At 49.9% G+C, this 23,365-nt stretch carries 22 protein-coding genes; 13 read left to right on the top strand and 9 right to left on the bottom strand.

From position 1 onward, the window contains the following. Positions 1-13: 13 nt before the first annotated feature. The 4 genes from iorA to HRM2_RS05530 form a co-directional block, all read right to left on the bottom strand. Positions 14-1,864 (bottom strand): indolepyruvate ferredoxin oxidoreductase subunit alpha, encoded by a 1,851-nt coding sequence (gene iorA, locus HRM2_RS05545; protein ID WP_015903024.1) that lies wholly within the window; start codon positions 1,862-1,864, stop codon positions 14-16. Between the two features lie 27 nt (positions 1,865-1,891). Continuing rightward, complete coding sequence (locus HRM2_RS05540) at positions 1,892-2,194, bottom strand: hypothetical protein (RefSeq protein WP_015903023.1); 303 nt, start codon at positions 2,192-2,194, stop codon at positions 1,892-1,894. Between the two features lie 123 nt (positions 2,195-2,317). Then, a complete protein-coding gene (locus tag HRM2_RS05535; RefSeq protein ID WP_015903022.1) occupies positions 2,318-3,250 on the bottom strand; it encodes an Hsp33 family molecular chaperone HslO in 933 nt (310 codons plus the stop codon). 14 nt (positions 3,251-3,264) lie between these two features. After that, positions 3,265-4,821: a YifB family Mg chelatase-like AAA ATPase gene (locus tag HRM2_RS05530; RefSeq protein WP_015903021.1), complete on the bottom strand. Its 1,557-nt coding sequence runs from the start codon at positions 4,819-4,821 to the stop codon at positions 3,265-3,267. A 197-nt stretch (positions 4,822-5,018) separates the two neighbouring features. Between HRM2_RS05530 and lpxC the strand changes: the two genes are divergently transcribed. From lpxC to HRM2_RS05495, 7 genes are read left to right on the top strand one after another with little or no spacing between them, the layout of a single operon-like run. Continuing rightward, complete coding sequence (lpxC, locus tag HRM2_RS05525) at positions 5,019-5,906, top strand: UDP-3-O-acyl-N-acetylglucosamine deacetylase (protein WP_015903020.1); 888 nt, start codon at positions 5,019-5,021, stop codon at positions 5,904-5,906. Then, entirely contained in the window at positions 5,903-6,490 is a 588-nt protein-coding gene (locus HRM2_RS05520) for a DUF4390 domain-containing protein (RefSeq protein ID WP_015903019.1), read from the top strand. Before lpxC ends, HRM2_RS05520 begins: the two co-directional genes overlap by 4 nt. A 20-nt stretch (positions 6,491-6,510) precedes the next feature. Beyond that, positions 6,511-8,739, top strand: coding sequence for a sensor histidine kinase (locus HRM2_RS05515; RefSeq protein WP_015903018.1), 2,229 nt, complete (start codon positions 6,511-6,513; stop codon positions 8,737-8,739). 42 nt (positions 8,740-8,781) lie between these two features. Next, positions 8,782-10,134: a sigma-54-dependent transcriptional regulator gene (locus HRM2_RS05510; protein WP_015903017.1), complete on the top strand. Its 1,353-nt coding sequence runs from the start codon at positions 8,782-8,784 to the stop codon at positions 10,132-10,134. After that, a complete protein-coding gene (rsmD, locus tag HRM2_RS05505) occupies positions 10,131-10,700 on the top strand; it encodes a 16S rRNA (guanine(966)-N(2))-methyltransferase RsmD (protein WP_015903016.1) in 570 nt (189 codons plus the stop codon). The genes HRM2_RS05510 and rsmD overlap by 4 nt, the downstream gene beginning before the upstream one ends. Positions 10,701-10,715: 15 nt before the next feature. Continuing rightward, complete coding sequence (gene coaD / locus HRM2_RS05500) at positions 10,716-11,219, top strand: pantetheine-phosphate adenylyltransferase (RefSeq protein ID WP_015903015.1); 504 nt, start codon at positions 10,716-10,718, stop codon at positions 11,217-11,219. Positions 11,220-11,221: 2 nt separating this feature from the next. Beyond that, the gene (locus HRM2_RS05495; protein ID WP_015903014.1) at positions 11,222-12,121 is read left to right on the top strand and encodes a selenium metabolism-associated LysR family transcriptional regulator; all 900 of its coding nucleotides are present in this window, start codon (positions 11,222-11,224) and stop codon (positions 12,119-12,121) included. Positions 12,122-12,131: 10 nt separating this feature from the next. Here HRM2_RS05495 and HRM2_RS05490 read toward each other — a convergent pair whose 3' ends face one another. From HRM2_RS05490 to HRM2_RS05480, 3 genes are read right to left on the bottom strand one after another with little or no spacing between them, the layout of a single operon-like run. Then, positions 12,132-12,509: a YkgJ family cysteine cluster protein gene (locus HRM2_RS05490; protein ID WP_015903013.1), complete on the bottom strand. Its 378-nt coding sequence runs from the start codon at positions 12,507-12,509 to the stop codon at positions 12,132-12,134. 12 nt (positions 12,510-12,521) lie between these two features. Continuing rightward, on the bottom strand, positions 12,522-13,103 hold the full coding sequence (locus HRM2_RS05485; protein WP_015903012.1) for a YqaA family protein: 582 nt from the start codon (positions 13,101-13,103) through the stop codon (positions 12,522-12,524). A 2-nt stretch (positions 13,104-13,105) separates the two neighbouring features. Continuing rightward, complete coding sequence (locus tag HRM2_RS05480; protein ID WP_015903011.1) at positions 13,106-13,762, bottom strand: protein-L-isoaspartate(D-aspartate) O-methyltransferase; 657 nt, start codon at positions 13,760-13,762, stop codon at positions 13,106-13,108. Between the two features lie 117 nt (positions 13,763-13,879). On the opposite strand from HRM2_RS05480, the gene HRM2_RS05475 reads away from it, so the two are divergent. Further along, positions 13,880-14,881 (top strand): potassium channel family protein, encoded by a 1,002-nt coding sequence (locus HRM2_RS05475; protein WP_015903010.1) that lies wholly within the window; start codon positions 13,880-13,882, stop codon positions 14,879-14,881. Positions 14,882-14,916: 35 nt separating this feature from the next. On the opposite strand, the gene HRM2_RS05470 is transcribed toward HRM2_RS05475, so the two are convergent. Further along, complete coding sequence (locus HRM2_RS05470; protein WP_015903009.1) at positions 14,917-15,504, bottom strand: 5-formyltetrahydrofolate cyclo-ligase; 588 nt, start codon at positions 15,502-15,504, stop codon at positions 14,917-14,919. 166 nt (positions 15,505-15,670) lie between these two features. Between HRM2_RS05470 and serS the strand changes: the two genes are divergently transcribed. The 5 genes from serS to HRM2_RS26945 all read left to right on the top strand — a co-directional run bounded on the left by serS (position 15,671) and on the right by HRM2_RS26945 (position 21,152). Then, positions 15,671-16,954, top strand: coding sequence for a serine--tRNA ligase (serS, locus tag HRM2_RS05465; RefSeq protein WP_015903008.1), 1,284 nt, complete (start codon positions 15,671-15,673; stop codon positions 16,952-16,954). Next, a complete protein-coding gene (gene thrC, locus HRM2_RS05460) occupies positions 16,941-18,446 on the top strand; it encodes a threonine synthase (protein WP_015903007.1) in 1,506 nt (501 codons plus the stop codon). The genes serS and thrC overlap by 14 nt, the downstream gene beginning before the upstream one ends. Next, complete coding sequence (locus HRM2_RS05455) at positions 18,443-19,885, top strand: M24 family metallopeptidase (RefSeq protein ID WP_015903006.1); 1,443 nt, start codon at positions 18,443-18,445, stop codon at positions 19,883-19,885. Before thrC ends, HRM2_RS05455 begins: the two co-directional genes overlap by 4 nt. Positions 19,886-19,894: 9 nt before the next feature. Beyond that, a complete protein-coding gene (locus HRM2_RS05450; protein WP_015903005.1) occupies positions 19,895-20,635 on the top strand; it encodes a tetratricopeptide repeat protein in 741 nt (246 codons plus the stop codon). A 367-nt stretch (positions 20,636-21,002) separates the two neighbouring features. Beyond that, positions 21,003-21,152 carry a hypothetical protein gene (locus HRM2_RS26945; RefSeq protein ID WP_187149338.1) on the top strand — a complete coding sequence of 50 codons (150 nt, stop codon included), beginning with the start codon at positions 21,003-21,005 and terminating at the stop codon, positions 21,150-21,152. 26 nt (positions 21,153-21,178) lie between these two features. On the opposite strand, the gene HRM2_RS05445 is transcribed toward HRM2_RS26945, so the two are convergent. After that, a complete protein-coding gene (locus HRM2_RS05445; protein WP_015903004.1) occupies positions 21,179-23,362 on the bottom strand; it encodes a type IV pilus secretin PilQ in 2,184 nt (727 codons plus the stop codon). Between the last annotated feature and the right edge of the window lie 3 nt (positions 23,363-23,365).

The raw sequence follows: 23,365 nt of genomic DNA, 5'->3' as shown, positions 1-23,365 counted from the left end.
TATGATTTACGGGTCATTTCTTCAGGGGAACAATGGCATTTTCCGGACAGATCTGGGCACAGAGGGCACAGCCCACACAGGTGTTGGGATCGATCTTGACTCTTCCCTCTTCAATGAAAAATGACGGGCAGGCAATGGAATCCATGCAGTCCCGGTGATTTTTGCAGCGGTCGGTCACGGTAAAGGCCCGGGGTTTGAGAAGCTTAAGGCTCCGGGCATGGAGGGCGCAGGCCTCCTTTGAGATAATGACGGAAACCCCCTTGAATTCAAGGGCCGACCGGATGGCCTCAATGCTCTTTTTCACCTTAAAGGGTTTGATGACGGTTATGTGCTCAACCCCAAGGGCCTTGACAACATTTTCAATGGAGATGCGGTTATACCCCTCAAGGTTGAAAAGCCCCATATCAACGCCGGGGTTGGGCTGGTGACCGGTCATGGCCGTGATGCCGTTGTCAAGGATCACAAGGGTGAAGTTATGATTGTTGAACACGGCATTGGCAAGGCCTGTCATGCCCGAGTGAAAAAAGGTGGAATCTCCGATAAATGCGATGACTTTTTTGTCCGTTGCCTTGGAAAACCCGCAGGCGGAACTCACGGAGGCACCCATACACAGAACAAAATCTCCCGTGGAAAGGGGTGGAAGAAAACCCAGTGTGTAGCACCCGATGTCAGACGGACAGATGGTATCCATATCCTTGGCCGCCTGTTTGACCTCATAAAAGGTCGCCCGGTGGGAACAACCGGAACACAGGTTTGGCGGACGCTGGGGGATTTCGGGAAAAGCTGAGGTGTCCACCGGGGACTTGCCCGTGTACTTGATCCCGAAATAACCGGCAATGGTCTTTTTCACCATTGCCGGATCAAACTCGTAGAGGCGTGAAAACAGGTTGTCACCCTTTCCCTTGATGGGAATAGTAATTCCGGCGGACTGGGCAATGGATCGGACCGCCTCCTCCATAAAGGGTTCACCCTCTTCAACCACCAGAACCCGTTCACACCCGGACAGAAAATCAACGATCAACTCATCGGGCATGGGGTTGGAAAGACCAATGCGCAAAATTTTGACCCGGTCCTTGATGCCAAGGTCGTTTACACCATCCACGGCATAAAGATAGCTTACCCCGCTGCAGATAATTCCCAGACTGCCGCTGCCTTCGACCCGGTTGTGTTCACTGGTATTGGAAATCTTCCGGGCCTGTTCAAGGTTATCAAGCAGCTTGACGTGGAGCTTCCTTGACACGGCAGGCACCGTAACATAGCTGAAGGGATCCTTTTTAAAATCACCCCTTGTATTTCGCTCACCCAGGGTGCCGAGCCGGACAAAGGCACTCGAATGGTTGATCCGTGTGGTTGTCCGTAAAATAACGGGTTCCTGGAGCTTTTCAGACAACTCAAAGGCCGCCTTTGTCATCTCCTTGGCCTCGGCAACGGACGAAGGCTCAAGCACTGGAATCCCGGCAAGCTTGCCATAGTATCGGTTGTCCTGCTCGTTCTGACTTGAAAACATCGAAGGATCATCCGCCGTTAGAATGACAAGACCACCCCTGACACCAATATAGGCAAGGGTAACGAGGGGATCGGCCGCAACATTGAGCCCGACGTGCTTCATCATGCACATGGTTCTGAGCCCGGAATTTGCAGCAGCAGCAGCGACCTCAAGGGCAACCTTCTCGTTGGTCGAGTATTCAAAGTAGAGATCTGTCTCCTGGGAAATCTGGAAAAGGTTCAGGGAGAGCTCAGACGACGGAGTCCCCGGATAGGTGGTGGCAAAGGCAAGGCCCGCTTCAACAGCCCCCCTGGCAATGGCCTCATTGCCCAGAAGCATGATCTCCTGTTCCGGAGTGTTCTGTAAAAGTTTGTGCATACAAAGTTCCTTTCTATTTCACGATTGTTAGGCGTATAATTTTTCAGCCTCAACAAGGGAAGCAGCATACCCCTTGAACCCCTCAACATCCTCACATGAGTTGATGGAATGGGAGGCAAAAAAGCCCTCAACCATGGTTTTTTCACCATGTTTCATAAGCCCCAGAAAGAGAACAGGAACAAGACTCAAACCCTCACCTTTGATCACCCCATGGACCATTGGCGATTCGCCCTGGTAAACAGCATAAAAGTCCTTGTGGGCAGGCATGATCTGGACGATCTCAGGATGGTGACTGTGGGTGTGATTGTGTTCACTACAATTATTACACATTGACGATACCCTCTCTTTATTTTTTAATCGTTTATGGGTTTAACCCTTGCATTGATAATATATCTGACCTCTTTGTCAAGGAATAAAATCCCAAGACACACCTCCCGAATCTGGGGACCTGAATCAGGCAGAGGGCTTGCCCAGGGTTTCAATATCCTGGCGGGTGAACCGGTAGACGCTGTTGCAGTTATGGCACCTTAACTCAACCGGGAACGGTCCGTTGTCAAGGATGTCTGCAATATCTTTTTCGGGAAGGGCTGCAAGGTGACCTTTCATGATCTTTTCACTGCACCTGCAAAAAAATTCCACCCGATGATTTTCCAGAAATACAGGATTCAATCCCTGGAAGTGAAGGTTGACAAGGGCCTCTGGTTCTTTGTTGTCGGCAAAGGAGCTGCCCAACGAATCGATATTTCGAAGCATGGTCTGGGCCTTGGCCATAGTATCATCATCGGCTCCGGGCATTGCCTGCAAGTAAAGACCGCCTGCGCCGGTCACTTCACCCTTTTCATCAAAATGAACGCTCAGGTTGAATGCCGTGGGTGTCTGCTCACTCTTGAGGAAATAGTTGGCCAGATCCTCTGCAATGGTTCCATACTCAAGCACCACCTGGCCTGAATAGGGGTGTTTTGCCTCTTCCAGGTACTTTGTCACCGTTAGGAAACCGGCGCCAAACAGGGAAGAAAGGGTGGTGGCCGCTTTGTCCATATGAGCTGAAAACCCAGGATCCTTAAGATACCCCCTTACCTCGCCAAACACATTGGACTCAACATCAAGCCCCTGAACGGGCCCTGAACACTGGATAGCCATGCTGATTCGGTCCCTGGCCTTAAGGTTTGCCGTTAAAAGGGCTGCGGCAATGTATGCCTGGCCCAGGACCAGGGTCTCAAGCCCTCCCAGTTCATGGTTTGCACGCATCTCATTGACCATACGGGTGGTCTTGACAACGGCTCCCCGGATCATGCCATCTGCCATCATGAAGCGGTAAAGTCTGTCCTGGGCCGAGGCCTTGAGCTGTTCCTTGAGATCTCCCTTAAAAATATCTTTTTTTATCATTTATCTCTCTTTTTTCAATTTTGCCCCGGGTTATAGGATCCCAGGGGATCTTTTCTGTCAATGCTCCTATACTGGATCGCCTCTGCAATGTGTCGGTGCAGGATCAAAGGTTCGTCCTCAATGTCGGCAATGGTTCGTGCAATCTTCACCACCCGTCCGTGGCCCCGTGCCGACATACCAAAGGTATCAACGGCCCTTGCCAGGAGCGCTACCGCCGCCTTGTCAAGGGAGGCAAACTGCCGGATCTGGGTTGCCCCCATCTGGGCATTACAATGGATGGGTGCCGCCTGGAACCGTTTAACCTGGTTTTCCCTTGCCCGTTCCACCCGTTCCCTGACGCTGGCTGAACCTTCGGGTCGGGTTGAGCCGGTAAGCTCCTTAAAAGGAACACGGGGAACATCAACATGAATGTCAATCCTGTCAAGCAGGGGACCTGAGATCCGTCGCCGGTAACGCTGAATTTCCCCATCAGAACAGGTACACGGTTTTATACCATCGCCATGGTAACCACAGGGGCAGGGATTCATGGCCGCCACCAGCATGAACGAGGCAGGATAGCTCACCCTTGAACTTGCCCTGCAGATGGTAACCACCCCATCCTCCATGGGTTGACGCAACGCCTCAAGCACGTTTCTCTTGAACTCGGGGAACTCATCCATGAACAGTACCCCGTTGTGGGCAAGGCTCACCTCACCGGGTTCCGGCACCCGGCCGCCCCCCACGAGACCGGCATCCGAGATGGTGTGGTGGGGAGACCGAAACGGCCTTTTGCTCATAAACGGCCGACCCGGCCCAAGAAGGCCCACCACCGAATAGATCTGGGTTGTTTCCAGGGCCTCGTCAAAGGTCAACGGTGGCAGAATCGTGGAAAGCCGTTTTGCCAGCATGGTCTTGCCGGAACCCGGCGGTCCTGTCATGCATAGATTATGACCGCCTGCTGCAGCAATCTCAAGGGCTCTCTTTGCATGGCTCTGCCCCATGACCTCACAAAAATCAGTTTCTCGGTCCGAGCACTCCCCAGTTAAGGACAAAAAATCCGTCGTTACAGGATCAATGATTGCTCGTCCAGAAATAAACTCGACAACCTCAGACAGACTCCTGGCCGGGATCACCTTTATATCCTTGACAATCGCTGCTTCGGCCCTGTTAGCAAAGGGAACGATCACCCCGGCGAACCCGTTGTCTTTTGCGGCAAGTGCTGCGGAAAGAACCCCTGGAACGGGTTTTACCCGTCCGTCAAGGGAGAGTTCTCCAACCATGAGAAATTGGGAACACTTCTCCAGAGGGACAACTCCTGACGCAGACAAAATCCCCATGGCAACGGGCAGATCAAGGCTTGTCCCCTCTTTTTTAATGGCAGCAGGGGCAAGATTCACAACGATCCTGTCAACGGGAAATTTGTACCCGGAATTTTTAACGGCGCTCTTTACCCGCTCACGGCTTTCCCTCACGGCAGTCTCAGGCATACCCACCATATTGAACATGGGAAGCCCAAAGGAAATATCCACCTCAACATCAACAATATAGGCATCAATCCCGGCAACGGCAGCGCTCTTAACCCTTGAAAGCAAAGCAGCTCTCCTTAAAAACCCATTAAAATAATTAGCGACACTATAGCATGCACCGTCTAAAAATAACAATTATACTGGGCAATGGCCAATTATTTTGCCTTTTTGGACAAAATAACATATAGATGTTATCAACATATAATACACTGGAACGGGCTGACCGCAGCCCATGAACCCAGGGAGCGATAAAAAATTTCACCATGGAACATCATTACCATCAACAAACCCTTGCCCAGCCGGTAACCTGCGCAGGCATTGGGGTCCATTCCGGGAAGCACAGCAGAATCATCATACAACCGGCCCCTGTAAACCACGGGATTCGATTCCGGCGGCTGGACCTTCCCGGAACCCCGGACATCCCGGCCCTGTTTAAAACAGTTGTGGATACAAGTCTTGCAACGGTAGTCGGTCGGGACGGCGCCATTGTATCAACCATTGAACACCTCATGGCCGCTTTTTCCGGCCTCGCCATTGACAATGCCCTGGTGGAAATCAACGGGTATGAAATGCCCATCATGGACGGAAGTGCAGAGACCTTTGCCCGGGAAATCTCCCGGGCCGGGATCCACCGGCAGGATTCACTCCGGTGGTACTTTGTCATGACCCGGCAGATCCGGATTGAAGATGGGGACAAATTTGTGGAGATCGTTCCAGGCAAGGGATTCACCATTAACTGCACCATTGAATTTGACCACCCCCTCATCGGCCGACAGGAGATTTCCTTTGATCCCGTTCACGAGGATTTCCATAAAGAAATTAGTCCAGCAAGGACATTCGGATTTCTCCAGGATCTAGAATATTTGAAAAGATTCAGCCTTGGCAGGGGAGGAAGCCTTGATACAGCCGTTGTCATAGATAAGGACACAATACTCAACCCGGGTGGCCTGAGGTTTCCAGACGAATTTGTCCGCCATAAACTCCTGGACAGCCTTGGGGATTTTTCCCTTCTCGGCATGCCCATCCAGGGTCATATTACCACCTACAAATCAGGCCACGCCCTGAACCATGCCTTTATCAAAGAGCTCCTCGCCCAGAAGGATGCCTGGGAAACAAGAACCGTGGCCGTGGAGGACCTCCCCCGCCCATGACCTTCCCCTTGGGAAAATATCTGATCAGAGGCGCATTCTCCATTGTAATCACCCTTTTCATGGTCCTGCCCCCCCTTGGTGTGCTGGCATCCCAGAATGCAATACTTGACAATATCATCCTGACAAACACCCGGGACGATCTGATTGTTTACTTTGATGTTAAAAACGCATTTACCCCTGAAATTGAAAAAGCCGTACACAATGGTATTCCCGCATCCTTCTCGTTTGTTGCAGCAATTTACAGGGCAAGGCCCGTCTGGTTCGACAAAAAAATATCTAGCCTTGAGATCACAAACACCCTTAAATATAACAGCCTCAAGCAGGAATTTACCGTCTACCGCCCCTGGCGAAAAGAGTCCCCAATTGTGGTTACCTCGTTTGACGAGGCCAAAGCCCTGATGGTTGAAATCGACAATCTCCTGGTAACCCCCCTTTCAACCCTTACCAGAGGGGAACGATACCAGATCAGAATCAAGGCGGAACTGAGCAGGGTCACCCTGCCCCTTTACCTCCACTATGTTCTGTTTTTTGTCTCCATGTGGGACTTTGAAACCGACTGGCATACAATGGAATTTATCTATTAGCACCACCCCATACAACGACAATGGTAAAAGATAAGACAAACAGCAACCCCAATTCTCCTTCATGGGAACGGGCCAGACGCAAGAGGGAAGGCACACTCATTCTGGCCATCCTCTTTACTGTGGGGCTGCTCACCTATGCAGAGACAAGGATTACAGGTTTTGACACCGGTTTTCCCGTGTCCAGCACGGTGCTGATGTTCATCCTCATCAACACGAATCTGCTGCTGCTCCTTGCCCTGATCCTTCTTGTGTTTCGAAACCTTGCAAAACTCTACTATGAGAAAAAGAGCAAAATCCTGGGCACAAAACTCAAGACCCGGCTCGTGGCAGCCTTTGTCACACTGGCCCTTGTGCCGACCACCGTGCTCTTCTTCTTCTCCATCCACTTCATCACAACTTCCATTGCCTTCTGGTTTAATGCCCCTGTGGAGCAGGCCCTTGAGAATTCCCTGTCCGTGGGGCGCCAACTCTACGGCTATGTTGAGGAAAAAAACTGCTTTTTTGCTAAAAGAGCCACCTTCCAAATCCATTCACAAAAGCTTCTGGCCCCTAAAAACAGCAAGGAGTTGAGCCGTTATGTCCAGGTGGTCCAGCGGGCGTTTAACCTGGATGGCATTGAGATTTACACCCCGGATGCCAGAAGGACCACCCTCTCCCTCTCAAAGGAGCTGAAAAACAGCTACTTCGGCATCCTTACTGCTGATGAACTCATGAACATACATGAAGGCAAGACCTCAAGGACCATTTCCGGCAACGTGGAAGGGGGTGAGACCATTCGGACCATCACCACCATTCCCTTTGGTGGTGACCCCCAGAAAAGCGACGCCTTTCTTGTGGTCACAGCCCTTATCTCCCAGGACCTGTCCCAGGATCTGGCATCCATTTCAAGGGGCGCTGAGGAGTATCAGCAGCTCAAGATGATCAAACGCCCGGTTCAGATTTCCAACTACATCGCCCTCTCCATTGTGGCGCTTCTGGTGATTTTCTGCGCCGTGTGGTTTGGGTTTTATCTGGCAAAATCCATCACCATTCCCCTGATGAAATTTGCCGAAGGGACCCAGCGGGTCACCCAGGGGGATCTAAACTACCAGATCGATTTTCAATCCGACGACGAGCTTGGCACCCTGGTGAATTCATTCAACTCCATGACAAGGGAACTTGCACTGGGCCGGGAAAAACTTGCCAGTTCCGAAAAAACCATGCGCCTGCAGAACATTGAAATCGAAAAAAGCCGCCAGTACATGGAAATTGTCCTTAAAAACATCTCAGCCGGGGTGATTTCGCTGTCCAACACCGGGGTAATCACAACCATCAACAAGGCTGCCGAAACCATGCTTGACATGGATGCCGTTGAAACACTTAACCGCAATTACAAGGAGATCATCCGGGGCGACCACCTGGCCATCGCCAAAAAGATTGCCGACACCGTCTCATTTGCAACAGAAAGCGTGGCCTTTCCGCTGTCAGCAACCATCAACGGCAGCCCCAGACATTTTGCCGTTCACTTTAATGCCCTCAAGAGTGACACCAATGAAAACATGGGGGTTGTCATGGTTTTTGACGACCTGACCGAGCTTGAAAAGGCCCAGCGCATGGCTGCATGGCGGGAGGTTGCACGAAGAATCGCCCATGAGGTAAAAAATCCGCTCACCCCCATCAAGCTGTCAGCCCAGCGTTTAAAGCGAAGATACTCCAAAACCATCAATGAAGAGGTGTTTGACAAATGCACGGAAATGATCGTTGTTCACGTTGATCTGATTCGAAACCTTGTCAACGAATTTGCAACCTTTGCACGCTTTCCAGACACCAATGCCAAACCTTGCAGAATTGAAGAGATTCTTGATGAAACCGTGGCCCTTTACCAGGAGGGACTTGAAAACGTGGAGATCACAACCGCTGTTTCCGGTGACCTTCCAGCCATTAACCTTGACCGGCAGCAAATGAAGCAGGCATTTATCAACCTCTTTGATAATGCGGTTGCCGCCATTAACAAGCAGGGAAAAATAAATATCGATATATTGTTTGACCCCATCCTCTCCATTGTCAGGATCGAGATTGCCGACAATGGAAAGGGCATCTCCGATGAGGAAAAAACCCGGCTCTTTGAGCCCTACTTTTCCACCAAAAAATCGGGAATGGGACTGGGGCTTGCCATTGTCAGCTCGATAATCACCGATCACAAGGGCATGATTCGAGTACAGGACAACCAACCCGTCGGAGCAAGATTCATCATTGAGCTTCCGGCTTAGGGAACAGGCTTCATGCCTGCCCCCGCTGATTAAGGAGAAAAGATGTATCCAGCAATTTTAATCGTTGATGATGAGGCGTCCATAATAGAATCCCTGGAGGGAATCCTCGCCGATGATGGTTTTGAAGTCTCCCACGCCTTTAACGGGTATGAAGCCCTTAAAAAAATAGAAGCTGAATCTCCCGATATCGTACTTCTTGACATCTGGATGCCGGGCATGGACGGCATCGAAACCTTAAAAGAGATAAAAAAGAATTTTCCCAACCTGCCTGTTGTCATGATCACCGGTCATGGTACCATTGAGGCAGCTGTGGACGCCACAAAATCAGGGGCCTTTGACTTTCTTGAAAAGCCCCTCTCCATTGACAAAATCATCGTAACCATTAACAACGCCCTCAACTTCAGACGTCTTGAAGAGGAAAACCGCTACCTTCGCAAAAAGACCATTGAGCGCCACTCCATAAGCGGTTTCAGCCCAGCCGTCCAGAATCTCAACCGCCAGATCATGAATTCTGCCCCCACGGATGCCGGCATCCTCATCACTGGGGAAAACGGAACCGGAAAAGAGCTTGTGGCAAGAACCCTTCACCAGTTCAGCACCCGCCCTGAGGAACCCTTCATTATTGTCAACTGTGCCGCCATTCCTGAAGAGACCATTGACAGTGAACTCTTCGGCCATGAACGAGGGGCCTTCCCGGGAGCCACGGCAAAGAACAAGGGCAAATTCGAACTGGCCTCGGGAGGAACCCTCTTCCTGGATGAGATCGGAGACATGAACCTTAAAACCCAGGCAAAGATATTACGGGCCATTGAGTCAAAAACTTTCCAGAGAATTGGTGGCGGCCGAACCTTGAGCGTGGACGTCAGAATCATCGCAGCAACTAACAAGGACCTCACGTCTGAGATTGCAGCGGGCAATTTCAGGGAAGATCTGTTTTACCGGCTCAACGTGATACCGGTCACTGTTCCGCCCCTGAGAGAACGCAAGGAGGACATTCCACTGCTGGTGGACGTCTTTTTAAAGGCTGCGGCCCAAAAATCGGTTAAAGGTCCCAAGAATATGGATTCCAAAGCCATGGCCATGCTCGTTCAGTATGAATGGCCAGGCAATGTCAGGGAACTTAAAAACCTCATAGAAAGGCTTGCCATCATGGTCCAGGAGGAGACCATAAAAGTCAGGGAAATCCCCAGGCCCTACAACAACACCTTGAAAAAAAGCGGAGACAGGGTGTCGGAACTTTTGTCTGTAAACAACTGGGACCAGGCCAGAAAACAGTTTGAGAAAGAATTCTTCAGAAAAAAAATAGATGAGGCCAAGGGAGACCTTGGAGCGGCGGCAGCCAGGGCAGGAGTAGATCAAAGCATGCTCCCTGTTGGAGTACAAAGAAATAAATGAGAATCATCAGCGGTAAATACAGGGGAAAAAAGCTTATCACACCCAGGGGCTTGGAGACCCGTCCCACATTGGATCGGATCAGAGAATCAATCTTCAACATCATCTCCCAGCGGATCGCCAACGCAAGGGTGCTTGATCTGTTTGCAGGAACAGGTGCCCTTGGCCTGGAAGCATTAAGCCGCAATGCAGGGTTTGCAACCTTTGTGGACAACAGCCGGGAAGCCTGCACCGTCATCAATAAAAACATTGCCCTCTTACAGTTTGAACATTGCACAACGGTCATCCAACATGACCTGACCCGGGCGGGCACCCTCGCCCGGATTCGTCCAAAAAAGTTTGACCTGGTGTTCATGGATCCTCCCTACCGCAAAGGCCTTATTGACGCAGTACTTGAAAACAGCGAATTCATAGATCTTCTGGCCGACAATGCCCTTGTTGTCTGCGAACATGGTGCCCAGGAAAACCCGGGAATAAATATTTCAAAACTTGACATTACCGATCAAAGGAAATACGGAAAGACACAAATTACCTTTTTAACGCTGAACAACGCTGAACTCATCTTGTAAAAGGGACGAACAGATATGAAAACCAACGAGAAAATTGCCATCTATCCCGGTTCTTTTGACCCCCTGACCAACGGCCACATGGACATCATTGACAGGGCTTTGAAACTCTTTGACCGGGTGATCGTGTCAGTGATGCACAATCCCAAAAAGAGCTCGCTATTTTCCGTTGAAGAGAGGGTGGATATGATCCGGACGTGTTTTAACAGTAAGCCAAATCTTGAGGTCGATTCCTTTGATGGACTTCTGGTCGATTACACCCGAATAAAAAATGCTATTGCCATTGTTCGAGGCATGCGGGCCATCTCAGATTTTGAAAATGAATTCCAGATGGCGCTCATGAACCGAAGGCTTAATCGTGATGTCCAGACCATATTTCTCATGACAGGCCTCAGGTGGATCTTTACAAGTTCGTCCATCATCAAGGAAGTGGCAACCTTTGGCGGAGACATCACCGGCATGGTTCCCCAACCCATCAAGCTCAAAGTGCTTGAAAAATTTCCCCTTAAACAAGGGAGTTAACTATGGACCTGTGGCAACTCAGAGTGTTTGTCAATGTGGTGGAACAGCAGAGTTTTTCCAAGGCAGGAGAGGTGATCCATCTCTCCCAGCCAACGGTGAGCAGTCACATCAAAGAACTGGAAGAATATTTTGAATGTCGCCTCATGGACCGCATGGGGCGCAATACCGTTCCCACCAAGGCGGGAGAACTACTATTTTCATATGCCAAACGGCTGCTCAGGCTCAGGGATGAGACAGAATCAGCCATCTCCGACTTCCTTGGCAAACGCAAGGGGCACCTGGTCATCGGCGGCAGCACCATCCCGTCGGGCTATATTCTTCCAGCAATGATCGCCCCCATTGCCCAGGCGTTTCCCGAAGTTTCCCTGTCGTTTGTGGCAGGCGACACGGCAGAGATAATCAACCAGATCACCAAGGGCGACATAGAGGTGGGCATTGTGGGTGCAAGGGTAAAATCCCCCCTTGTTGCCCAGGAAAAACTGGTGGATGATGAGATGAAACTCATAGTTGCGTCATCCCACAAATGGTCGGACAGAAGTTCGGTGACCCCGGATATGCTCTTGACTGAGCCCTTTCTTGCACGGGAAGAGGGCTCCGGGACCTGGCGATCCATCACCCGGAATATGGAAGAGGCAGGTTTAAACACCAAGGCTCTAAGGATCATAGCCACCATGGGAAACACGGCATCAATGATACAGGCCATTCTGGGGAATGCCGGGATATCCATCCTCTCAACCATTGCCGTGGCCGATCTTCTGGCCTCAGGTCGACTCAAGGCATTGACGGTGGAGGGCCTTGACCTCAAAAGAAGTTTTTACATTACCACACATGGTAAACGAACACTGTCTCCCCTTTCAAAAACCTTTATCAAATTCCTGAAAGAGCGGTTCCCAGAACTGTGAACCCCAGACGTCAAGGTAGCCGGGTGACACCGGGACATTCGTCGCACAACTCGTTCACGCGGGTTTTAAAATATTTCCAGAAGGGAAAGGTTCGACACTGGGAAGGTCTTGCCCCATAGATCGAGCACCCTTTTTCCGGCAAAAGAAACACACACGGACAATCATCGTCCAGGACAATCTCTCGGATGGAGAATCTGTTCCCAACCCTCCTGAAGTAACGTTCAATACCGTCAATCAGGTTGATCTTCAACAGATCACAAATGGCCTGGACCTCCTGGCGCGTGGCCCATATGTTTCCGGGTTCTCCCCTACAGCAGAGACTATTACAGGTTTCGCATGCCCTTGGATCAAAACAGAAATCAAACCCCGGTTTTGTTAGTGGCGCCATGGTCCATCCAGATTAAACAAGATATTTTATGACCACAAACCCTGCAACAAGAAGCAGGGTAAATACCGTGGCAAGAAGATTAAAATAGCGATCTATAAACCGTTTTATTCCGGGTCCAAACCAGTATATCAGGCCGCCCAGGAGGGCGAACCGCAGGGTCCTTGAAACGGCCGAAGCAAGAACAAAAACAAAAAAATCCACACCAAAGGCACCTGCGGATATGGTAAAAAGCTTGTATGGCAGGGGAGTGAATCCAGCAATAAAGATAGCCCAGGCATCGTAATGTTTATAAAGGGCCGTGATATAGTCAGCCTTGTCGGCAAGGTCGTAAAATGCAATAATTCTCCCGCCGATGGTGCCCATGAACTGCCAGCCGATAAGGTAGCCTGCAATCCCCCCCAAAAGAGAACCCACACTGCACACCAGGACGAAATAAAAGGCCCGAAACGGCGCACCCACGGCAAGGGCGATGAGCAGAAGATCCGGTGGAATGGGGAAGAAAGAGGACTCGCAAAAGGCAAGAAAAAAAAGAGCCCAGACACCACCCGGTCTCTCGGCCCAGGAAAGAACCCAGTCATAAAGTCGCTTGACCATCCCTATTCCTTCCAGCCGTGCTCGCCGATCAGCTTTACAAAACGGCAGCCTCCGAGATTATCCGTGGTAATTTTATCGGCTTTTTTTTCAATCCGAACAAGCTCCTGACTGCACAACCCTCCCACAGGCATAACCAACCTGCCGCCCACGGCAAGCTGGTCAAGGAGAGGTTGGGGAATCTGAGTACCACCGGCGGTAACAAGGATGGCATCAAACGGCGCCTCCTCTTTCCACCCCAGAGTGCCATCGGAATACCTGGCAACAATATTGTGATATTTAAGCGCATCAAAAAGTTTTCTGGTTCTTAAGAACAGAATGTTGTTACGCTCAATGGTATAGACCCTGAAAACAATCTCTGCAAGCACTGCTGCCTGGTACCCTGAGCCTGTCCCGATCTCAAGCACCCTTTCATCTCCAGTGAGCTCCAGGGCCTGGGTCATTTCGGCGATGATATAAGGCTGGGATATGGTCTGGGCCTCCCCAATGGGAAGGGGGAAATCCCCATAGGCACTGTCAGTAAGGGCCTCACTCACAAAAAGATGCCGGGGCACCGTTTCCATGGCGGCAATGACCCCGGGGTCGGTAATCCCCCTGGCCACGATCTGCCGAGCGACCATCTTATGACGCCATATCTCAAACTTTCTCTGTTCTGAATTCATGGCGGCGAGTTTACCAGCACCCTTTGTTTCAGTCAAGCAGATAGGCGGACAGATTTCAAATATCTCCTCCTGTTTAGCCCTTGCTTTTTCAATCAATGGCAGTTATAGGATAATCCAATGAACAAACTAAGAGACATCCTGATTGCCACGGCAGTATCCTTTACAGTATCCGCCATAGGTACGGCAGGATACATGATCATTGAGGGATGGACTTTCCTTGACTCACTTTACATGGTCGCCCTGACCCTGAGCACCGTGGGATACAGCGAAGTACACCCTATCAGCCCAACAGGCCGGGTGTTCACCATCTTCCTCATCATTTCAAGCGTCAGCGTGGTTTTGTACATGGCCGGCATCATCGTCAAATTTGTCGTTGAAGGGGAGATAAGATCAATACTTGGGAGAAGAAAATTGGATAAACGTATTTCCAGCCTGACGGATCACTATATTGTATGCGGCTATGGAAGAATCGGAAGAATCCTGTGCAATCAGCTCACCGAGCAGACCTCAGACGTTGTTGTCATGGAAAAAAGCCCGGAACTCGTGCCTGTCCTTGTGGAGGATAAGATGCTCTATCTGATCGGAGATGCTTCGGATGAATCCCAGCTGCTCAAGGCCGGAATCAAAAGAGCGTCCCACCTCATCGCAGCCCTTGCCACGGATGTTGACAATGTCTTCCTGGTGTTAACAGCCCGGCAGCTCAATCCGGGAATCAAGATCATGGCCCGTGCCGAAAAAAAAGCGGCAATGGGAAAGCTCTATGCTGCCGGCGCCAACCGGGTGGAATCACCCTACGACATTGGTGCCGTTTCCATGGGCATCCGGCTGTTGAGACCCAGTGTCAGCAATTTTTTGGACATTGCCCTCACCCGAAGGGAAAGGGCCATTCAGATCGAAGAGTCACCGGTTTCGGCCAAATCAACGCTTGTGAACATCATGCTCAAAGATTCAGGCATTCGGCAAAAGTACAACCTCATCATCATTGCCATCAAAAAATCAGACGGAGAAATGATCTTCAATCCCTCATTTGACACCTACATGGAAGAGGGAGACACGGTCATTGCCATGGGGAAAAGCAGTAACCTCAAGCGCTTTCACTTGGCACTTGCCCCCAAATAACAGGAGGGAACAAGCGATCGTTCCCTCCATGCCGGCTATATCTTGTAAATGACGCGCTTGTCTGTGATGATGATATCCAGATTATATTTCCTTGACTCCATCTGGACATGATCAACCACCTGTTCTTCAAAGGCAATGGATATTTTGCGGGTGGTCTCGGGAAGCTTTGCAATGAGTCGGTTATAAAAACTTTCCCCGAACCCTAAGCGACCGCCCTTTTCGTCAAAGGCGAGCCCTGGGATCACTGCAATATCGATCTGGTCAAGATTGACCTTTTTGCAGGTTTCAGGATCAGGTTCCAGAATTCCCTGGGATCCTTTAATCAGGTCCTTCTCATAATCGTGAATCCTGAGCAGGTTGATGGCATGCCTTGAATCTGAAAAACAGGGGATCACTATCCCCTTTCTGACATCAAGGCTGATTCGTATGATGTTCCCTGTTGGAATCTCATGGCTTCTCTCGATATAGAGAAGGGAAAGCTGGGCCTCCCTGAAATTGGCAAATTCAAGGAGATTCTGCTCTACCTGGGCCTGTTTCTCAGCTAATTCCGCCTTTGTAAATTTGGAAAGCTGTTGTGAGATTCCGGCAAGAAGATTTTTTTTACTATCTTTGCTGTCATCCATAAGTATAATTTTCCCCCATCAAATTTTTAAAAAATATTATACACAAGCTGGCAATTGTCAACCTGCAATAATCATTGACGTATCTTATGTGTCATGATATTTTTTTTAGATGGGCAAAATATCATATAACTCCTAAATCTTCGCACACAGGCAGGCAGGTATTTAAATGTTGGAAATCAAGTACGTTAGAGAGAACATAGAAGAGGTAAAACAGGCCTTGGCCAAACGGGCCGGCAAGGCTGATTTTGAGGGTTTTGCCAGGGCGGAAAAAAAAAGAAGAGAACTTCTTCAGCAGATCGAAGAGCTGCGGCACCAGAGGAACACTGTTTCAGACGAAATTGCCAGAATGAAACGCAACAAAGAAGATGCCGGGACAAGCATTCTTGAAATGCGGACCGTTTCAGACGAGATCAAGACACTGGACAAGACCCTTGCAGAACAGGATGATTTTATCCAGCAGTTCATGATGGCAATTCCCAACATGCCCCACCCGGATGTTCCCATGGGAGCCAGCGATGCAGACAACACGCTTGAAAAAAAAGTCGGAACACCACGCAGCTTTGACTTTCCCATCAAGGCCCACTGGGATATCGGCGAAGACCTGGGCATACTTGATTTTCCAAGGGCAGCAAAGATAACAGGGGCAAGATTTTCTCTGTACCTGGGAAGCGGCGCAAAACTTGAGCGGGCCTTGATCAACTTCATGCTTGATCTTCACACCAACGAACACGGATATACAGAGACCCTCCCCCCCTTTATCGTGAACAGGGAAAGCCTCCTGGGAACAGGCCAGCTGCCAAAATTTGAAGAGGATCTTTTTAAAATTGAGGGTCAGGAGTACTACCTCATCCCCACCTCAGAGGTTCCCATGACCAACATTTACAGGGATGAAGTTCTGAATGAAGAAAACCTGCCCATTAAATTCACGGCCTACACCCCCTGTTTCAGATCCGAAGCAGGCTCCTACGGCAAGGACACCCGGGGATTGATCCGCCAGCACCAGTTCAACAAGGTGGAGCTTGTGAAATACACGACCCCTGAAACCTCCTACCAGGAACTTGAATCCCTTTTAGCCAATGCTGAAACGGTCCTGAAACGCCTGGGACTCCCCTACCAGGTGGTTACCCTGTGCAGCGGTGACCTGGGTTTTTCCGCGACTAGAACCTATGACATTGAGGTTTGGATGCCGGGCCAGGATAAGTATCGGGAAATTTCATCCTGCAGCAACTGTGAGGCGTTCCAGGCAAGACGGGCCAACATCAAATTCAGGCGGGCAGGCCAGAAAAAACTCGAATTTGTTCACACCCTTAACGGATCCGGACTTGCCGTTGGTCGAACAGTGGCAGCAATACTGGAAAATTTTCAACAACCGGACGGTTCCGTGGTCATTCCGGAAGTCCTCAGACCATACATGGGCGGCAAGGAGACCATCACCAATGAAACCCGATAACTTTCCAAAAGAGATCCAGCCGTTTCTTGTTCCCAGTCCCTGCGGGGATCTATGCTACCGCTGCCTTGGATGCAAGGGGGAATTTCCCATCACCAAACTTCTTTATGTCTGTCCCGACTGCGGGGAGGTTCTTCTCATTGAGGATAGGGATATCCAACGGCTCAACAAAATTTCAGGCACCACCTGGCAGCAGATCTTTGACTATCGACGAATGCTCAAGATTCCGGCCCTCAAAGGAATCTACCGCTACCATGAGTTTATCGGGCCCAATATCCCCCTTGAATCCATTGTCTATCTCGGTGAAGGCCACACCCCGATTGTGGAGGCCAACCAACGACTCCAGGATCTTGCAGGGATTCGGTTCTTTTACAAGAACGACGGACAGAACCCCAGTGCATCGTTCAAAGACCGGGGCATGGCAAGCGCCCTTTCCTACATCAAATACCTCATTGACCAGCAACTTGTGTCAGACATTATTGCCGTGTGTGCCTCCACCGGAGATACCTCAGCCGCTGCAGCCCTTTACGCGTCCTATCTTCAGCCACACATCAAATCGGCCGTACTTCTGCCCCACAACAAGGTGACCCCCCAGCAGCTCTCCCAGCCCCTTGGAAGCGGCGCCAGTGTGTTTGAAATTCCCGGCGTATTTGACGACTGCATGAAAATAGTGGAGAAACTGTCCGAAGAGTACAACGTGGCGTTGCTCAACTCAAAGAACGCCTGGCGCATCCTTGGCCAGGAGTCTTTTTCCTATGAGGTTGCCCAGGATTTTGAATATGAGATGCACGACAAGGTGATCGTGGTTCCCATTGGCAATGCCGGAAATATTTCAGCCCTGATGAGCGGTTTCATCAAATTCTTCAATGCCGGAATCATTACGGACCTGCCAAAGATCATCGGCGTCCAGAGTGAGCACGCAGACCCTGTTTTCCAGTACTATCTTGAGCCAGACCGATCAAAACGGCAGTTTAAGCCCGTGACGGTGAAATCAAGTGTAGCCCAGGCAGCCATGATCGGCAATCCCGTTTCCATGCCCAGGGTCATTGCCCTGGCAGACCGATACAACACACTTGCCGGTGAACAACGGGTGTTTGTAACCCAGGTAACAGAGCAGGCCATCATGGACTGGCAGCTTGAGGCCAACCGAAACGGACACATTGCCTGTACCCAGGGCGGCGAAAGCCTTGCAGGGCTGGTTGAAGCCCTTAAACAGGGCATTGTCACCAAAACAGAAACTGCCATCGTTGATGCAACGGCCCATGCCATGAAATTTTCCGGATTCCAGGACCTCTACTTCAGTGAAAAGATACCAGAGGCCTTCAACATTCATTCCAACCAGAGGTTCATCAACCGCCCAAAACTTGTGATGCCCAAGGACAAGAAAAATATCCCCGGCCAGGGAACCCCCCTTGGCAGGGAAGATTTTAACCGGTTTGCTGAAGATGTATCAAAAACCATTGCACAGGAACTGAACCTTACCACAAACCTATGAAAATACGGCACATAGCAAGGGGCATCCTGACTTTCACCATCTGCTTTGGATTAATTTACCCCCCAACCGGGATGGCCGCAACTCCATCAATCAAAACGTCATTTAAGCGATACGCGGTCTACCCCTATAAGGACCGGAAGGTGATGTGCGAACGTTACCAGGTGGCAAAGGATGACTGGCTCTACAAGATTTTCAGGCAAAAAGGGGAAATCTCAGAAAAAGATTTCCCCCTTTTTCTGACCATGTTCAAAGTCCTGAATCCCGGAATAAGCAATATCGACGCCATCAATCCCGGCCAGCGAGTCCTTATTCCCCTGAAGACAATTTCACATGAAGATTTCGACGAAACCTCTCCTGGAATTGTGGATGTACCGGTGATCGAGTTCAGCACCCTCCATGCGAAGATGTCCACCCGCTATAAAAAACACCGGGTAAAAAAGGGAGATACCGTTTCTGAACTCATGGACTCGGAGTTCCTGAACAGGGACGGCACCCTGAACCCCCAAGGGTTAGCCCTATTTACCCTTGCCAACCCCGGAGTGAGCCGGCCTGACCTCATCCAGGAAGAAACGATATTAAACCTGCCCCTACCCAGGGCTCCGGAATCATCTTTTCCGGCCAGGCCCATCAGTTCAGAAACATTGACCGCCTTGAAAAAATACAGCCAGACACGCCATGGAGAACTCCTGGAGAGTGGAAAATATTACTTTCCGTCAAAGGGACAAGCCGATCAGGTCCTTGACCTTGCATACACCCCCCTCATACAATTTAAGAATGGCTCCAAAACCATCATGGTTCCTGAAAAAAATCTCTACCAGACCCTGGCAGCGGCCATCCGCACCTTCTGGTCTGATGTGACTCTGGTTGAGATTAAAACAGCCCTTGAGGCCATGGCAGCGCCTTCTTCCGCCGAAGTCCTGCCCGGGACGAAAAAGGAAACAGACAGCCACGGAATTCCCTTGGACCACAGACTTGCCGCAAAAGAGCTCGTTGAATATGCAGGCTTTGAGTACACCCCCGATGCCACCATAGACCTGGCTGTGGGATCCCAGGACCTTGATATCAGGGTCGGAAAAATTTCCCGCCAGGGAAAACCTGACCTTTTTGTTGAATTTGGAGATGTTTATGGTTTTGCACTGGACCGCATACACGACAAAGGGTATGAACTGATATCCCTTTTCCCCAGGGAAACGACCCATCAAATTGCCGTAAAACTCTTCACAGGGTTAGGCATACAGGTGGTCGAGAACCCTTCTTTTATCAGTACCCGAACACACAGAACCGTTACCATTCCCGGCATATACATCCCATCCGCCCCAAGGGAGATCATGCTCCTGGATGGTGATCCTGACCTGGAAACAACGGATTTTTTACGCGAAAAAAACATATCTCTTTTACGCATTGATCTCCCTGATTCGGGAGCATCGCCTTGGAAATAAGGAACACCAATGAAACAGGTTATCATTCCCATCCTCATTTGTATTACCCTCACGGCCTGCGCCACAAACACCATTGAACAAAGAAACATTGCCGAGGCCACCATGGCCCTTGGGGAAGCACACCTGAACCAGGGCAACTATACAGCCGCACTAAAGGAGCTTCTTGCTGCAGAAAAAACCCTCCCCAATGACCCCTATCTCCACAACGATCTGGGAATCACCTATATGGGAAAAGAGCGATTTGACCTGGCAGAGAATCATTTCAAACGGGCCGTGGCACTTAAACCCGACTATATCCAGGCCCAGAACAACCTGGGTGCAGCCTATCTTAAACAAAAAAGATACGACAAGGCCATTGAGTGCTATCAGCAGTTTTCAAAAAACCTCCTCTATATGACACCGCACTTTGCCTTCTCCAATATGGGATGGGCCTATCTGGGCAAAAAGGATTATATCCTTGCAGAAAAAAACTTTTCAAAGGCCCTGCATCTGGAACCCGATTTTATCAACGCCATCCATGGCCTTGCTTTGACCTTCCTTGAATCCGGCGAACTTTTCCAGGCTGAAACCCTTTTACAAAAAAAGCTGAAAAAAATGCCCCAGGCTTCGATCCTTTATGCTGATCTTGCAAAAACATATGAGCAGATGAACCAGCCGAACAGGGCTCAAAAGGCATGGAAGCAGGTCCTTGTCTTTGCCCCGGAGGGCACCCCCCTGGCCCTGGAGGCAGAGTCAAGGTTGAACAACTGAAGCCTAGGGAACCCTTTTTAAATAAACGGACATGGCCAGAGCAGGGGATCTGCTCCGGCCACAATGAAATTTGAAACTTTTCCACCGGCGCTAGGTCTGTGGATGTTGCATAGACCTGCTCAATGTCTGCATTTCAGGTGCTGGCAGGACAACCATTTGACCAAACATATCCTGTTCTCCCGTCAAAGGAGAGCTCAACAACCCCGCCATTACGGTTGTTAAAATGGTCGACAGCCCTTACGCAGACTTTCCCACTTCGACCCTGTCTCAACACCCAATGCCCCAGGGTTGAGTGTTTCTGCTCTGGGGGAGAAACAGCAGAACAACCCGCTGTGAAAGTAATATCAATCGATTTTGTATGGGGGACATGAACAGATCAATCAAGGGATGCAAGGGATGCCGTGATTATGGATGTTCCACAAATAAAAAGTTCCTGGCCCAATTCAATGGACTTTACAATGGCGGTCCCAGGGGAATTCAAAAAAAGCCCCTGGTTGTTGTTACCGTCAAGAACTGATCTGCAGGCGGAGACCCCCTTAAAAATCAATTCATTTTCTGCTCAAGCTGAACAATGGTTGGCGTGATAAATATCAACAGTTCGTTCTTGGTATCTTCAGTGCTGTCACTTCCAAATAGCTTACCTAAAAGCGGAATATTTGAAAGACCGGGAAAACCGGTCTCAGACGTTGAAGAGGTATTTTTAACAATACCGCCGATCACGATGGTGTTTCCGTCATTCACCAGAAGTTCGGTTTCCGCCTCATTGGTTGAAAGGGAGGGAACCCCGTCAACCACGCTTGCCAGATCATTCTTGGTAATCAGCACACTCATGCCAATTCGATTATCCGGTGTGACGTGGGGAGTAACCTCAAGCAGCAGATCGATATTCTTGAATAGGACCGACGACCCCCCGGAATCGTCCCGCTCCAGGTAGGCATATTCAAGTCCCTGTTTGATCTTGGCCTTTTTATTGTCAAGGGTAAGGATTTTAGGGGAGGAAATAATTTTAACGTCCCCCTTTATCTCAGAGGCGGACAGAGTGGCATCAAGTGCCAGCTCGGTTCCGAAAATACGGCTGAAATCAAACCCCAGGCTTCCATCACTTGCCACAGGATAATTCATTATCACGTCAAACCCGCTGTTTGCATTATTCTTTGACACACTCCAGTCGATCCCAAGGGATTTGGAGAAATTTTTATTCACCTCAACGACCCTGGCGGAAATCATGATCTGGGGGGTCACCTTATCCAATCGATGGATAAGTTCCTTTGCCTGATCAATCTTCTCCCTGACATCGGTCAGGATGATCATGTTGGTTCTTGAATCCACACTCAATACTCCCCGGTCCGGAGTAAGGATTTTTTCAAGGTGGGGTTTCACATCTGTTTCTGCACTAGAGTAATTAATGGGAATGTACTCAGTCACCAGAGGTTCAAGGCTCTTTCTCTGCTCAAGGGTTGCCTTGTGGGCCGTGATGGCGTCCTGTTTCTGCTTCTGCTCCTGGGCCAGGGTGGACAGGGTGGCAATGCGGACAATGGAGCCCTCCTGAATCTGGCCAAGCCGGTTCATCTTCAGGACCAGATCAAATACCTGGTCCCAGGGTACTGGCTTATCAAGGGAAATGGTAACACTGCCTGTGACATCCTTGTCAACGGCAAAGTTCTTGCCGCTCACACTCTGCAATATTCTAAAAACATTTTTGATGTCTGTTTCATAAAAATCCAGCCGGATCTTCTCACCGGTGTAGACCTTTTTTTCCATAAAACCGGGCGTTTTGTCTGCCTCCTGCTCAAGGGGAGCCTTTGCTGCAACACTGGTATCGTCGGTATCGTATTTGACGGTCACCGGCCCTCCACCCGATATAACACTTCTTCTGGCAGGCTCAAAGGGCGGCGGGTCAATGGTTGACGGCTCAAAGGTAAGAAAAATTCCATCCCCGGTCTGGGCGATATGATAGGGAACCTGTTCACGCATTTTAACGGATAGGGTTGAGGCAGACTGACCCTGGGAACGCTGGACAGGCACAATACGTTCAACGGCTGACCTGAAATATGTAGTGACCAGAGGACGACAACGATGGGCAGGAATATCAACACCATAGAGTTTGAGTTTCAGGTTATTCCCGTCGCCCTTTTCCATATCATACCGAACAGGCTGGGAGGTTTTCACAAACACCTCGGATTTACCATCCTCTGCGTTGTTAAAAAAGATACCCGTTACCTTTGCCGGCCCTTTGGGAATAAAAAGGGGAGGGGCTACTGTTTTGGACTCCGGGCTTAAGGCATTCACTGCCGCTTTTTTCTGATGGTCACTGTCAAGGTCCTTTAACTTGTGAAAAACCATGGTCAGTCCAGATGCCTGGGAACTCACCTCATAATCAAGATTTTCATTTAGAAGAATGTCCACCCTGGCTGTTTTCATCTCATTGTCGGTATAATTTGCAACAATTGAGTTGATCTGGCCCATACCTGCGAACGTGGACGACAGGACATTCTCAGAAAGCGAGGTCTCTGGGAGATAGACGGCAACCCCAAGGGGAAAGGTCTGCTTGACAGAAGTATAGGTAAGGGTATTGTTGGAAAGGATGTTCACCACCATTGTTTCAGGAGTTTGATTCAACTCAATGGCGGTTATGGTTCGCTGTTTGGCAGGTATTAATGGTGATGTCTCAATCCTGCCCACCTGTTTCTGTCCTGTACATCCACAAAAAAGAAACGCTGCCAGCATCAG

The organism is Desulforapulum autotrophicum HRM2 (genome assembly GCF_000020365.1).
Lineage (GTDB): Bacteria > Desulfobacterota > Desulfobacteria > Desulfobacterales > Desulfobacteraceae > Desulforapulum > Desulforapulum autotrophicum.
This window is presented reverse-complemented; position numbering and strand designations above follow the sequence as displayed.

Bases quoted from the DNA above. Each gene is read 5' to 3' on its own strand.
- iorA (WP_015903024.1), bottom strand. From the start codon at position 1,864: ATGCACAAACTTTTACAGAACACTCCGGAACAGGAGATCATGCTTCTG.
- HRM2_RS05540 (WP_015903023.1), bottom strand. From the start codon at position 2,194: ATGTGTAATAATTGTAGTGAACACAATCACACCCACAGTCACCATCCT.
- HRM2_RS05535 (WP_015903022.1), bottom strand. From the start codon at position 3,250: ATGATAAAAAAAGATATTTTTAAGGGAGATCTCAAGGAACAGCTCAAG.
- lpxC (WP_015903020.1), top strand. From the start codon at position 5,019: ATGGAACATCATTACCATCAACAAACCCTTGCCCAGCCGGTAACCTGC.
- HRM2_RS05520 (WP_015903019.1), top strand. From the start codon at position 5,903: ATGACCTTCCCCTTGGGAAAATATCTGATCAGAGGCGCATTCTCCATT.
- HRM2_RS05515 (WP_015903018.1), top strand. From the start codon at position 6,511: ATGGTAAAAGATAAGACAAACAGCAACCCCAATTCTCCTTCATGGGAA.
- HRM2_RS05510 (WP_015903017.1), top strand. From the start codon at position 8,782: ATGTATCCAGCAATTTTAATCGTTGATGATGAGGCGTCCATAATAGAA.
- rsmD (WP_015903016.1), top strand. From the start codon at position 10,131: ATGAGAATCATCAGCGGTAAATACAGGGGAAAAAAGCTTATCACACCC.
- coaD (WP_015903015.1), top strand. From the start codon at position 10,716: ATGAAAACCAACGAGAAAATTGCCATCTATCCCGGTTCTTTTGACCCC.
- HRM2_RS05495 (WP_015903014.1), top strand. From the start codon at position 11,222: ATGGACCTGTGGCAACTCAGAGTGTTTGTCAATGTGGTGGAACAGCAG.
- HRM2_RS05490 (WP_015903013.1), bottom strand. From the start codon at position 12,509: ATGGCGCCACTAACAAAACCGGGGTTTGATTTCTGTTTTGATCCAAGG.
- HRM2_RS05485 (WP_015903012.1), bottom strand. From the start codon at position 13,103: ATGGTCAAGCGACTTTATGACTGGGTTCTTTCCTGGGCCGAGAGACCG.
- HRM2_RS05480 (WP_015903011.1), bottom strand. From the start codon at position 13,762: ATGAATTCAGAACAGAGAAAGTTTGAGATATGGCGTCATAAGATGGTC.
- HRM2_RS05475 (WP_015903010.1), top strand. From the start codon at position 13,880: ATGAACAAACTAAGAGACATCCTGATTGCCACGGCAGTATCCTTTACA.
- HRM2_RS05470 (WP_015903009.1), bottom strand. From the start codon at position 15,504: ATGGATGACAGCAAAGATAGTAAAAAAAATCTTCTTGCCGGAATCTCA.
- serS (WP_015903008.1), top strand. From the start codon at position 15,671: ATGTTGGAAATCAAGTACGTTAGAGAGAACATAGAAGAGGTAAAACAG.
- thrC (WP_015903007.1), top strand. From the start codon at position 16,941: ATGAAACCCGATAACTTTCCAAAAGAGATCCAGCCGTTTCTTGTTCCC.
- HRM2_RS05455 (WP_015903006.1), top strand. From the start codon at position 18,443: ATGAAAATACGGCACATAGCAAGGGGCATCCTGACTTTCACCATCTGC.
- HRM2_RS05450 (WP_015903005.1), top strand. From the start codon at position 19,895: ATGAAACAGGTTATCATTCCCATCCTCATTTGTATTACCCTCACGGCC.
- HRM2_RS26945 (WP_187149338.1), top strand. From the start codon at position 21,003: ATGAACAGATCAATCAAGGGATGCAAGGGATGCCGTGATTATGGATGT.
- HRM2_RS05445 (WP_015903004.1), bottom strand. From the start codon at position 23,362: ATGCTGGCAGCGTTTCTTTTTTGTGGATGTACAGGACAGAAACAGGTG.